Here is a 12,000-nt window from a genome sequence, read left to right on the forward strand (position 1 = left end):
GGTGCGAAGTCGATCGACGAGGTCAAGGCGAAGCTGGCCGGCATGGGCCTGGCCCTGAAGGACAGCCCGCCCGGATTCGACCCGACCGCCGCCGCCTTCGACGCGGACGACAACGGGAGCACGGGTTTCATGGAGAACGAGCAGTACTGAACGCCGCGCCAGGTCGTGGGGGAGCCAGGAAGGCGGAGGAGCCAGTGATGAGCACCGGCCGACCGCACCCGGCTCCCCGCACGCCCACCGACGGAGATACTCAGTGCGGCGCTCCTCCGAGCCGGCGGGCGCGGCGCGGACCTACGGGACTATCCCAGGAGGGATTCGAAAAGCTGGGCACCGAGGGATTCCGGGCCCGTCTTTCGCGGAAACAACGTGCACCGTGCTAAACTTCTCGCAGTTGCAGTTGTGGTTCCCGAAACTTCAAGTGCTTCGGTGACTGTATGTCGTCGGGCATTTTTGTATCTCCGGTGCTTATCCGGACGGGGTTCATTGTGGCAACGCAGGGGTCCACAAGGTGTGGGCCCGCGGGCACTGCCCCCAAGGAGATGTGACATGGCTACTGGCACCGTCAAGTGGTTCAATGCGGAGAAGGGGTTCGGCTTCATCGAGCAGGACGGCGGCGGCCCGGACGTCTTCGCCCACTACTCGAACATCGCCACCCAGGGCTACCGTGAGCTCCAGGAAGGCCAGAAGGTGAACTTCGACATCACGCAGGGCCAGAAGGGTCCGCAGGCGGAGAACATCACTCCCGCCTGACGTCGAAGCGTATGAAATATCTGGGACCCCGTCTCGCGGCGGGGTCCCAGATATTTGTTTTTCCATTCCGATGGAATTCCTTTAGTCCCACATCCGGCTCGTTCTTGCAATTCATCCGGCTCATTCCTGTCGGGGAATTCCTCGATGCGTGCCCTGCCGAGGAAGGTTCTCCATGAGCCGTTCAGCTCGCGCGAACGACCGTTTCCGTCCACAGGATCAGGGGCGCAGCGGCGCCGCTCCAGGCGGCACCGGGCGCCGTTCCTCCGCACCACCGGGGGAGTTCGCGCTGCCGGTCACCGTCACCCCGGCCCTGCCCGCGGCCGCGACCTTCGGTGAATTGGCCATGCCCGTCGAGTTGCTGAAGATGCTCACGGGTCTCGGCCTGAACGAGCCGTTCCCGATCCAGGCTGCCACGTTGCCGAACTCCCTCGCCGGGCGCGACGTCCTGGGCCGTGGGCGCACCGGATCGGGCAAGACGCTCGCCTTCGGTCTGGCGCTCCTCGTGCGCACGAGCGGGCAGCGTGCCGAGGCGCGGAAGCCGCTGGCCCTGGTCCTCGTGCCCACGCGCGAGCTGGCCCAGCAGGTCACCGATGTGCTCGCCCCGTACGCCCGGCTGCTGAAGCTGCGGCTGGCCACTGTGGTCGGCGGCATGTCGATCGGCAGGCAGGCCGGCGCACTGCGTGCCGGGGCCGAGGTGGTCGTCGCGACACCTGGCCGCCTCGCGGATCTCGTCGAGCGCAAGGACTGCCGCCTGGACCGGGTGAACATCACCGTCCTGGACGAGGCCGACCAGATGGCGGACATGGGCTTCATGCCGCAGGTCACCGAACTGCTGGACCAGGTGCGTCCCGACGGCCAGCGCATGCTGTTCTCGGCCACGCTGGACCGCAACATCGATCTCCTGGTCCGTCGTTACCTCCATGACCCGGTGGTCCATTCGGTCGACCCGTCGGCGGGCGCGGTCACCACGATGGAGCACCACGTGCTGCAGGTGCACGACGCCGACAAGTACGCCACCGCCACCGAAATCGCCGCCCGCGACGGGCGTGTGATCATGTTCCTGGACACCAAGCACGCTGTCGACCGGTTCACCAGACATCTGCTGAGCAGCGGCGTGAAGGCCGCCGCGCTGCACGGTGGCAAGTCGCAGCCCCAGCGCACCCGCACCCTGGCACAGTTCAAGACCGGCGACGTCACCGCGCTGGTGGCCACCAACGTCGCGGCTCGGGGCATTCACGTCGACGACCTCGATCTCGTCGTCAACGTCGACCCGCCCAACGACCACAAGGACTACCTGCACCGCGGAGGCCGAACCGCCCGCGCCGGCGAGTCCGGCAGCGTCGTCACGCTGGTCCTCCCCGGCCAGCGCCGGGACATGGCCCGTCTCATGTCCGACGCAGGCATCAGGCCGCAGATCACGCAGGTCCGCTCCGGTGAGGCCGAGCTGAGCCGCATCACCGGCGCCCAGGCTCCCTCCGGTGTCCCCGTCGCCGGCAGCGGGCCGGTCGCGGAGCGCCCGAAGCGCGGCGGTGCACCTTTCCGCGGTCTGGGCACTCGCCCGGGGCGGGCCGGCGGCGGCGAGTCTCGCCGGTCTGCTGAGGCCCGCCAGATCGCCGAGGCCCGCAAGGCCGCCCGGGTCCGTCGCGGCGCGTAGGCCGGCAACGGTGCCCCAATACGCTGTGTGCGTGACCCGGGCCGTCTTGCGCCGCACGGAGATGTGCTTCGCGGAGTCCTGGGTGAACGGCGCCCAGTCCGCGTCGCGTCGTTCCAGCTCGAGCCCCGCGATCCGTGCCATCAGGCCGAGCTCCGCCGGCCGTGCGTACCGGTGCCGGGAGCTGCCGCGGCGGTAGCGGCCGTCGTCGCTGTCGCGGGCGAAGTGGTGCGAGACGAGAATCTGCTCGACCAGGTCGAAGGTGCCGAAGCCAGCAGGCCCTGGATGTATTGATCACGAGCGTTGTCGACGCCAGTCGGGCACCCCCGCCCGCTCCTCCTCGCGCAGCCTCCTGAGGGCCGTCCTCAGCGACAGCGAGCGCATCCGCGCCGACTCCGCTCGAACCGTTCCCGCCCGACCTTCTACTGCGGTCCCGGTACAGCGCAGAGCGGAGGTGAGCCGACGTCGCGTCAGCGCTGACTCGGCATGTCCCAGCGGACGCGCAGAGCCGGGGGCTTCCGGAAGACCAGGCCTCTGGGCGCGGTGGGCGAGGCCGGGTCGAGCCGCAGGCCGGGGAGGCGGTCGAGGAGCGCGCGGAGACAGGCGCGGGTTTCCAGGCGGGCAAGGTGGGCGCCCAGACAGAAGTGCGGGCCGTGCGCGAAGGCCAGCTGGAGACGGCGATTGCCCCGTCGCAGGTCGAAACGGTCGGGGTCCTGGAAGATCTCGGGGTCGCGGTTCGCGCCGGCGAGCGAGACGACCACAAGGTCACCGCGCCGCACGGCGGCCCCGCCGATCGTCACGTCGGCTGTTGCGTAGCGGTCCACGACCGCCGCGGCGGGTTCCAGGCGAAGTGATTCCTCGATCGCCGCGTCGACCAGGTCTGGATCGGCACGCACGAGGGCGAGTCGATCAGGGTGTGCCAGCAAGTGCAGTACGGTGTTGGCGATCATGCCCTCGGTGGTCTCGATACCGCCGAACATCAGCACGGCGGCGTTGGCGACCACCTCCGGCAGTTTCAGGCGCTTGCTCTCGGCCGCCGTGACCAGCAGCGACGCGTCGCCCCCTGCCGCGATCGTCGCCTCTACGCTTCCCCGCAACTGGTCGAACGCCGTCGCCCCGGCGGGGTTCGCCGACAGCCCGGCGGTGATGTCGGAGACCGCGCCCACGATGGCGTCGTACCAGGACAGCACCGCCCCGGCGTCCGCGCCGACCAAGCCCAGCGCCTCGGCAACGACGGCGACGGCCAGCGGCCCGGCCACCTCCCGGCGCAGTTCGGCGCTGCCACGCGGCCGGATGCCTTCCACGAGCCGGGAGGCTTCCTGTTCCACGAACCCGGTGAACCGGTCGTGTACATCCTGCGTGCGGAACGGATCGGCGAACGGGGCGCGGTGCCGCTTGTGCTCGGCACCCTCCACGGAGAGCATGCTCGGACCGACGACCTGGGCGGTGGAGAAGCGGGGGTCGTCCACCGTGAAGGTCGCCGCGTCGCGCATCACGCGCAGTGCGAGATCACGCCGGGTCACCAGCCAGCCGCCCAGCACGGGGAGCCACGACACCGGTTCGCGGGCGCGCAGCAGGGCCAGCCGCGGGTGGGGGTCGTCCTCCAGCTCGGTGAGCGTGGTCGCGGAGCCGAGCGGAAACCGGCGCGCTGTCACCATGGAAGCTCCCCCTGTTCCCGTTCCTGGAATTTGTTCCCGTTCCTGGAATTCCGGCCCCCGCGGAGCCCCACTCAGAGCGTATGCGTCTCCGGCGGTGCGTTGAGCTGGTCCCACACCGCCTTGGCCGATGCATGCGCCGGGACTGAAGCGTCGGGATGGTCCGAGCTAGGGCGCGGAGTTGCCCCGGCCGCCTCGGCGGCCGGGGACGCGGTCGCCGGTAGCGCCGCGGGCCGCCGTCCGTCGGCCGGATCCGCGGACGGCCTTGCCGGAGGCGCCACCGGTCGCCGCACCGTCCCCGGCCCGGCCGTCGGACACGCGGCGGCCCGAGCCGACCTCACCCTCGGTGGCCCTGCCGGCCCCCGTCCGGCGGGCAGAGCGGCGTCCGCTGCTTGCGGAAGGACCACCGGCCACTGCTGCACCGGCCGCGGTCCGGCGGTTCGAGCCCCGGTCCCTCGTGCTGGTGGCAGCGTCTGTCGTCGCTGCGCTGCCGCCCTTTCGGCGTCGGCCGGACCGCTTGCCGGACTCGGTGCCGGCCTTCCGGTCCGGGCGGGACGTCGTCGGTGTCGCCGGCTGGGGGACCTCGATGGTGACGGGCGTGCCGGAGGGCTCGCGGGCCCCCGTGATGGTGGCCAGTTCCGCGTCGCTCGACGTGATGCGGGCCGTTCGGGGGCGGACGCCCGCGTCGGACATGAGCCGGGTGACGTCGCGCTTCTGGTCGGGCAGGACCAGGGTGACCACGCTGCCGGAGCCGCCGGCGCGGGCCGTGCGGCCGCCCCGGTGGAGGTAGTCCTTGTGGTCGGTGGGGGGATCGACGTTCACCACGAGGTCGAGGTCGTCGACGTGTATGCCCCGGGCCGCGACGTTGGTCGCCACCAGCGCGGTGACCTGGCCGTTCTTGAACTGCTCCAGGGTGCGGTTGCGCTGCGGCTGGGAGCGGCCGCCGTGCAGTGCCGCCGCGCGGACACCGACGGCCAGGAGCCGTTTGGCGAGCCGGTCGGCGGACCTCTTGGTGTCGAGGAAGAGGATGACGCGGCCGTCACGGGCGGCGATGCGCGTGGTGACCGCCTTCTTGTCGGTCTCGTCCAGGATGTGGAGCACGTGGTGTTCCATGGTGGTCACCGCTCCCGCGGACGGGTCCACGGAGTGCACCACGGGGTCGGTCAGGAACCGCTGCACCAGGCGGTCGATGTTGCGGTCCAGGGTGGCCGAGAAGAGCATGCGCTGACCGTCGGGCCGTACTCGCTGGATCAGCTTGGTGATCTGCGGCAGGAAGCCCATGTCGGTCATCTGGTCGGCTTCGTCCAGCACGGTGATGCGTACGCTGTCGAGCACGCAGTCCCCACGCTCCACGAGATCGTTGAGCCGGCCCGGAGTCGCCACGAGTACCTCGGCGCCGCGCCGGAGCGTAGCCGCCTGCTTGGTGATGGACAGCCCGCCGACCACGGTGGCCAGCCGGAGGTTGACCGCCGTCGCGTAGGGGGTCAGCGCGTCGGTCACCTGCTGGGCGAGTTCGCGGGTGGGCACCAGCACGAGGGCGAGGGGTGCCCTGGGCTCCGCGCGCAGTCCGGCCGTGCGGGCCAGGAGGGCAAGCCCGAACGCGAGGGTCTTGCCGGAGCCGGTGCGTCCCCGTCCCAGCAGATCACGGCCGGCGAGCGAGTTGGGCAGCGTGGCGGCCTGGATGGGGAAGGGGGTGGTGACGCCTTGCGCGGTGAGGGTCTTCAGCAGCCCCGCGGGCATGTCCAGAGCCGCGAAGTCCTCGACGGCGGGGAGTGCGGGTGTCGTGCTTTCCGGCAGCCGGAATTCCCCTGGCGCCGACGCGGACGGTGGGGGTGACGAGGCGCGCCGGTTCGGCTTCTGGGACCTGCGGGACATGCGGTTCTCTGCCTTCCTGGAAAACAGCACAAACCGGGGTCCGCACCGTGACGGTGCGGACCCCGGTGAGCGGACATGCGTCCGGCGATCAGGCGGGGACGATGTTCTCCGCCTGGGGGCCCTTCTGGCCCTGCGTGACGTCGAAGGAGACCCGCTGGCCCTCCTGGAGCTCACGGAAGCCCTGCGACGCGATGTTCGAGTAGTGGGCGAAGACGTCGGGGCCGCCGCCGTCCTGCGCGATGAAGCCGAAACCCTTTTCAGAGTTGAACCACTTCACGGTTCCCTGTGCCATGACCTTCTCCGTTCTGTAGGCAGAGGCCCCATCCGGAGATGCCGGAAAACAAATAATGCGCCTGAAGGGAAACATTCCTGTCAGGCGCACATAGGTTCATGGGTACCACAACTGCAACTCCAGAACCCTAGCACAGCTCGGCCGCGCTTGGAGACGGCCGCCCCGGGGTGACGGCCTCACAGCTCGGCGAAAGGTTCCTCCTCCGAGACGAAGCGGTAGGGGTCGTAGGCGCGGTAGCTGACCCGCAGGAGAAGGACCGAGTCGTCCTGACTGCGGGGCAGTTTCCGGTAGTTCATCAGGTTGGACAGGAAGCGCGAGACCGCGTGCGTTCCGATGGCGTTCAGGCCGGCCATGATGAACAGGTACTTGTCGTCGGCCCACGGATTCCGGTAGCGGGCGATGACGCTGTAGTCGTACTGGATGTGCTGCGGGTCGGCGTCGGCCGGGCGGTCCGGGACGTAGCGGATGCCGGTCTTGATGTCCTCCAGGTAGCCGCGGTCGTCGTCCATGCGAAAGCGAATGCAGATGTTGGTGGTCCGTTCCTCCAGGCGGTCGAAGACCCGGGCCGTGAAGGAATTGCCGAGCGGTGAGCAGATGAGGACCAGATTCTGCTGGAGATACTCGTCGAAACGGGCCTCGGCCAGCACGGAGGGCACGAGTTCCGGTTCGCAGCCCATCGCCTGCAGCGCCTTCTCGACCTCCTGCGCCACGCGGATGTCGCAGTCGGGGTAGTAGACGGACGTCTCCTCCTCGTTGAGCACCGACCGCACGATCATGGGCACCCGCTCGCCCTGCCGGACCCCGCAGAAGAACCGCTCCACGTGCACCATCGCGCTGGTGGCCTCGGCCAGTGCCTGGAGGAAGGAGATCAGCCGCTGCGCCTCCGTGCGGCCCGGCCACAACGCGAGGTCGATCACCTCGATGCCGCACTGGCGCAGATCCTGGACCTCCAGGTCCGTGGGGCCGTTGATGCAGATGAAGTGCGTCTGGCGCATCCGCCCCATGCCGTAGAAGACATGGTCGTAGATGCTGTTGAAGTCGGGATCGGTGAGGCTGTAGCCGACGAACAGGAAGACGCGCTGGGTGAGGTCGTTGCGCAGGGCGTCGATGGAGAACCGGCTCTCGCTCGCGAAGTCCGCGTAGTCGCTGCGCGTCACGATGAGCGTGTCGGGCTGCGAGATGGTGCCGTGGATCTTGCGGACCACCTTGCCCCGCCGCTCGGCGAAGGTACGGGCGGCCTCCTCGGACACCACGGCGGCGAAACCCTGGTGCTGCTGGCGCAGAGTCTCCTCGAGGAGTTCGTCGTGGTTGGTCGTGTAGTACGTGTCGCACGGCAACTGGGTGATGAGGTTGTGCACCTCGGAATCCGCGAAGCGCTTCACCTCCATCAGTTCCTGGAGCCGGTTGACCAGCCGTCGCCGGTTGTAGCGGTTCTCGTAGTACTGCGGGATCTTTATCAGCTCGCTGGCCGGGAAGCCCCTCCCGTTGTCCGGTCTCGGCAGCCGCAGATCGCGTGCCAGCGCGCCGGCGACCTGCTGACGGTCGGGCAAACCCGCGGAAGCGGAAGCACCGGCCCCGAGAAACACGGCGCCCAGCCCCCGCTTGAAAGCGCTGACCAGATCCGTGGGTAACTCCATGTCCCCCGCCCCCTCGAAAATCGTGCCCCGGCCTCCGCCGGGGCCGTGATCAGCGATCGCACAGTCTGCGGGCGTACCACTTCGCGAGTGCCAGCGTGGTCAGCGACGGATTGGCCGCACCCTGGCGCGGAAACACCGCAGGACCGAGGACCGAGACCCGGGGCATGACCCGTACGGTGCCGTCCTCGTCGACCGCGTCCCCTCCCAGCGCGAGCGTGCCCGCCTCGTGGTCCACACTGCCCAGCGGATAGACATAAGGGAAGACCGCCCCGCCCGACACCGCCGGATCGTGCCCGAGAGCCGCCCGCAGCTGTGGCAGGAACAACGGACCGCCCTCCCGGAAATCCTCCTTGCGCAGGGAGTAGGTGAGGCGATCGATCCCGAACACCCGCTCGGCGACCTCGGCCAGTTGGACCGCCTGCCGCTCCACGATCCGGTCGTCGGCAGGCGAGATCGTCGGCTGCACCCTCAGCTCCCACTGTCCTTCAGGAGATACCCGTTCGACGCGGACCCGACTCTCCGTCGAGACCTGTTCGCCCATGGTCCACACACACATCAGCACCGTGTCCGGACGCGCTGGCTCCAGTACGTCGAAGAACAGGTACGAACGACAGGCGTCGAGCACGGGAGCGAAGCAGAACGCCCTGCCCGGCTCCGCCGGGAGCGGCATCGCGGCGCGGGGCACTGCGGCCACGAAGCCCTGGTTGACGTGGTCCGTCAGATTGTCGAACTCCCAGAAGCCCTGCCCGTGCGTCTCGGCCAGAACGCGCCCCACCAGGCGCGTGTTCTCGAAGGTCCCGCCGGCCAGCACCACTTGCTCGGCCAGCAGCACCTCGGCCGGCCCGCCGGCCCGTTCGACCGTCACCTCGACCAGCCCCCCGGAACCGGTCCGCAGATGGGTGACCGGGCAGTCGGGCAGCACGGGGTAGCGCAGGGGCTGCGGCGACGGCCCTCGCCAGTGCGTGAGCGGGGTGAACGGGACCTGCCGGACCTCTCCTCCCGGCATCCGCTCGGAACGGGCCGCCTGCGGAGTCGGTTCCACCGGGTAGCCCAACTCGCGCAGCCGCGCCAGAAGCCGGCGCTCCCGCGCGCTGCGGCAGTGCCCCATCGGGGCCTGAGCCCAGTCGGCCAGTTGCACGCCGACCTGGGCGTACAGCGACCCCTCCGGCAGCCCCTCGCCGAGCAGTTCGACGGCCAGCGCCCGGGGCCAGACCCCGGATCGCAGCACCTGTTCCTCGATGGGAACGCAGACGCCGTGCCAGTACAGCGAGCGGCCCCCGAGCCGCCTGCGCAGGCCGGAGCTGTGCACGTAGTGCGGTGGCCGCTCGCTGGACCAGGCGCGGTGGAAGTCCGGATCCTTGGTGTGCCACAGACGCAGTGACTCGTCCCGGGTCAGCAACTCCTTGTGCGCGTGGCCCCGGTCGGGACCCGCCTCCAGCACGACCACCCCGTCCGCCCCGCGGTCCGCCAGCTCGCGCGCCAGACTCAGACCGGCCAGGCCGGATCCCACCACGGCGATACGGCAACGCTCCGGGAGCCCACCTTTCGGGCCGGCCGGAACAGTTTCAGTCATCGGCTCCGCCCACCCGGCAGCCGGAGACGGCCTGACGTACCGGAACGGAGCCCCCGGGCCCAGGCCCTGTGCCGTTCATTGTGCTTTCCTCCTGGTGTCGCTGTTTTCGGACCTGCTTCACACTGGGCTCCATCGGGGCTGCGGGGCCGAGCAGTCGAGGACCTCACAGCGGGTCGGCAGCCAGAAATCGTCGAACTCGGCCGGCACGGGCCCTTCGCCGGGAAGCCGCCGCCGCTGCCGCGGTATGACCCGGCCGTTGCTCCGCACGTAGGACTGCTCCACTTCCGTGACCCGGCACAGCACCGCCGACACCTGGGCCCGCACACGCGGGTGCGCGGTCGGGATCACGGTCGAGACATTGGCGCCGGGATCAGCGGAAAGGCGCCCCAGTATGCGGCTCAGCGCGAGCACAGCCCCGGCGGTTCCCAGGGAGGTCGTCCCGGCGACGAACACGCACCACCGGGAGAGACCCAGGGCTGCGGCGAGCGGATTGCGGCATGCCAGAATCATTCCGTACGTCGGCTGCAAGACGTGGCCGAATACCGCCCCTGGGGCGTGTCGCGGCTCGCTGTCGTCGTCGGCCGCCACCACCGAGGCGATCGTGTTGCCGTACACCGGTACGCCCCCCTCGCGCTCGCGCCGCATCCCGAAGGCCAGGGGCACCGAGGACGACGGGAAGGCGAACTCCCGGTGGAGGGGTTCGAAGAGCAGGGCGTGCCAGAAGTTGGTGTCCGGCCCGCCGACGATCACCACGTCGTGCCGGGCGATCTGGACGGGGTCGGCGCAGTGCTCGGGCGTGAGAGGCGGGACGGGCTGATCGCTGCCGGCCACCAGCGCGGTGGCGAGCCGGGTGGTGAAGGTGAGGTCCCGCACGGGAAGGAGCCGCGCGGCGCTTCCGTTGCCGCCCGACAACTCCCGCTCCACCACGTACGGAGGGAGTGGTATCCCGAAATCCCGTACGTCGACGCGCAGATGGGAGCGGCTGAGCCGGTGTTCGAACAGCGGCCACAGCAGTTCCTCCGGTCGGCTCACGTCCGACAGGCCGCTGGGCACGACGATCAACGGCCGGCTGGGGGGAAGCAGGGAGCGCAGTCCCGCCAGGTACACGGGGTCGTCACAGGCGGTGGCCAGCACGGGGTCGATCGGGGCCGGTTCGGCCGTCGGCAGCGGCGGCAGCGGTGGTAAGGCGTCGAGCCTGGCGGCAGGCGTACGCCCCCGACGCAGCACGCGTCCCACGATCACATGACGCCGCCCGGGTTCGAGGAGGGCCAGGCCCGGCAGACAGACGCCGACGGCGCCGAGGGTGAGGAGCAGATAGACGTGGAGCGGCCAGGTCACCTGTGCCGCCGAGAGGAAACCGGCCAGGACCGCCACCCCGCTGATCGCGCCCACGACGGCGCGTTGCAGGTACATCCGTAAGTGCCGGCGGATCCGCTCGCCCCGGCCCATGAGGTAGCCCCGCCGAGCGAGTGCGTCGGGCTCCATCGCTGCCTCCCCCGTACCCGGACCACCACGGACTCCACCGTTGTGAACGGTCAGCGTAACTGCTGACAGACGTCCTGAGACGGCTCATGGTCGACTCCCGGGAGCGGACCCGGCGGAGCCGCCGGAACGGTCCGTTCGACGGGTCGCCCGACGGCTCGCCGTGCGCGGTGCGGACGGTGAACCAGAGTCCTCCCCCGAGGAGTTGACCACGGCAGGGCGGCGGGACGAACCGCTCCGGCGACCGGTCAGAAAGCGCCGGCGCCGGGCAGCCGGGACGCGGGGGACGCGACCAGTCCCAGTCGCTGGGCGCGCAGCACCGTGCCGACCCGGTCGCGGGTGCCGAGCTTGCGGTAGATGTTCTCCACGTGCTTGTGCACCGTGCGGGCCGAGATGCCGAGGCGCCGGCCGATGGCGTCGGCGGTCAGGGCGTCGGCGAGCAGGAGCAGCACGGTCGTCTCACGGGGCGTCAGCGCGCAGTCGGCCGCCCGCTCGTCCGGCGCTCCGGCCCGGGAGAGGGACCGCCGCCACTCCACCAGGAGTTGCCGTTGCCGCTCCACGCCGGCCAGCAGCGGCTGCGCTCGCTCGGCCATCGTCAGGTGGTCTTCGGTGAAGTCCGTACCGGAGCGGTAGACGAGGCAGCCGGTGATCGGCGCGCCACTGCCGGGCAGCGGTACGCCGAGCACGTGGTCGACATCGAGGACGTCACCGAGCAGTTGGGCCGTGGGGCTGCCCGGCCAGTCGCGGCCCACCGTCCGGTGGGCGGTGACGGGGGCCCGGTCCTCGCGGGCCGCGTAGTGCCGGGCGAACGGATAGCCCGCGCGCAGCAGACCCAGGTCCGCATCCCCGAGCCGGTCCAGCTCGGCGGCCGCGCCGTCGGGTGCCGCACCGACCGTGCCCCTGCGGGCGCTCCAGTCGTCCAGCTTGTGGACGACGGCCTCGCCGCCGCACAGGTCCGTCAGGGCGGTGCCGAGCAGCGGCCACAGCCGCCCGGGCTCCCGTTCGTGCAGCGTCGCCACGGCGACCGCCACCAGGCGTTCGTAGGCCCTGTCCAGCCCGTGTGCCACGTGTTCCTCTCCACCTGT

The 12,000-nt window shown here is 70.3% G+C and carries 9 protein-coding genes and 2 pseudogenes; 3 read left to right on the forward strand and 8 right to left on the reverse strand.

Annotation, left to right across the window (positions count from 1 at the left end):
* From AC07CM_RS38220 to AC07CM_RS38230, 3 genes and pseudogenes are all read left to right on the forward strand, one after another.
* Window positions 1-150 (forward strand): annotated as a pseudogene (locus tag AC07CM_RS38220) (DNA-directed RNA polymerase subunit alpha); the annotation flags it as partial.
* Window positions 151-546: 396 nt separating this feature from the next.
* Window positions 547-750, forward strand: coding sequence for a cold-shock protein (locus tag AC07CM_RS38225; protein WP_311699250.1), 204 nt, complete (start codon window positions 547-549; stop codon window positions 748-750).
* A 172-nt stretch (window positions 751-922) separates the two neighbouring features.
* Window positions 923-2,404 (forward strand): DEAD/DEAH box helicase, encoded by a 1,482-nt coding sequence (locus tag AC07CM_RS38230; protein ID WP_478881123.1) that lies wholly within the window; start codon window positions 923-925, stop codon window positions 2,402-2,404.
* 39 nt (window positions 2,405-2,443) lie between these two features.
* Here AC07CM_RS38230 and AC07CM_RS38235 read toward each other — a convergent pair.
* The 8 genes and pseudogenes from AC07CM_RS38235 to AC07CM_RS38270 form a co-directional block, all read right to left on the reverse strand.
* Window positions 2,444-2,674 (reverse strand): annotated as a pseudogene (locus tag AC07CM_RS38235) (SAM-dependent methyltransferase); the annotation flags it as partial.
* 197 nt (window positions 2,675-2,871) lie between these two features.
* Window positions 2,872-4,059, reverse strand: coding sequence for a cytochrome P450 (locus AC07CM_RS38240; RefSeq protein WP_478881124.1), 1,188 nt, complete (start codon window positions 4,057-4,059; stop codon window positions 2,872-2,874).
* Between the two features lie 165 nt (window positions 4,060-4,224).
* Window positions 4,225-5,931, reverse strand: coding sequence for a DEAD/DEAH box helicase (locus AC07CM_RS38245; protein ID WP_478881125.1), 1,707 nt, complete (start codon window positions 5,929-5,931; stop codon window positions 4,225-4,227).
* An 88-nt stretch (window positions 5,932-6,019) separates the two neighbouring features.
* The gene (locus AC07CM_RS38250; RefSeq protein WP_055635265.1) at window positions 6,020-6,223 is read right to left on the reverse strand and encodes a cold-shock protein; all 204 of its coding nucleotides are present in this window, start codon (window positions 6,221-6,223) and stop codon (window positions 6,020-6,022) included.
* Between the two features lie 176 nt (window positions 6,224-6,399).
* The gene (locus AC07CM_RS38255; RefSeq protein WP_478881126.1) at window positions 6,400-7,860 is read right to left on the reverse strand and encodes an SIR2 family protein; all 1,461 of its coding nucleotides are present in this window, start codon (window positions 7,858-7,860) and stop codon (window positions 6,400-6,402) included.
* Between the two features lie 49 nt (window positions 7,861-7,909).
* Window positions 7,910-9,373, reverse strand: a complete 1,464-nt coding sequence (locus tag AC07CM_RS38260) for a GMC oxidoreductase (RefSeq protein WP_478881127.1) — start codon at window positions 9,371-9,373, stop codon at window positions 7,910-7,912.
* 177 nt (window positions 9,374-9,550) lie between these two features.
* Entirely contained in the window at window positions 9,551-10,918 is a 1,368-nt protein-coding gene (locus AC07CM_RS38265; RefSeq protein ID WP_478881128.1) for a hypothetical protein, read from the reverse strand.
* A gap of 245 nt (window positions 10,919-11,163) precedes the next feature.
* Entirely contained in the window at window positions 11,164-11,982 is an 819-nt protein-coding gene (locus tag AC07CM_RS38270) for a helix-turn-helix transcriptional regulator (protein ID WP_478881129.1), read from the reverse strand.
* Window positions 11,983-12,000 lie beyond the last annotated feature (18 nt).

The organism is Streptomyces sp. NPDC044061, from assembly GCF_056434305.1.

Bases quoted from the DNA above. Each gene is read 5' to 3' on its own strand.
- AC07CM_RS38240 (WP_478881124.1), bottom strand. From the start codon at position 4,059: ATGGTGACAGCGCGCCGGTTTCCGCTCGGCTCCGCGACCACGCTCACC.
- AC07CM_RS38250 (WP_055635265.1), bottom strand. From the start codon at position 6,223: ATGGCACAGGGAACCGTGAAGTGGTTCAACTCTGAAAAGGGTTTCGGC.
- AC07CM_RS38265 (WP_478881128.1), bottom strand. From the start codon at position 10,918: ATGGAGCCCGACGCACTCGCTCGGCGGGGCTACCTCATGGGCCGGGGC.
- AC07CM_RS38245 (WP_478881125.1), bottom strand. From the start codon at position 5,931: ATGTCCCGCAGGTCCCAGAAGCCGAACCGGCGCGCCTCGTCACCCCCA.
- AC07CM_RS38255 (WP_478881126.1), bottom strand. From the start codon at position 7,860: ATGGAGTTACCCACGGATCTGGTCAGCGCTTTCAAGCGGGGGCTGGGC.
- AC07CM_RS38230 (WP_478881123.1), top strand. From the start codon at position 923: ATGAGCCGTTCAGCTCGCGCGAACGACCGTTTCCGTCCACAGGATCAG.
- AC07CM_RS38225 (WP_311699250.1), top strand. From the start codon at position 547: ATGGCTACTGGCACCGTCAAGTGGTTCAATGCGGAGAAGGGGTTCGGC.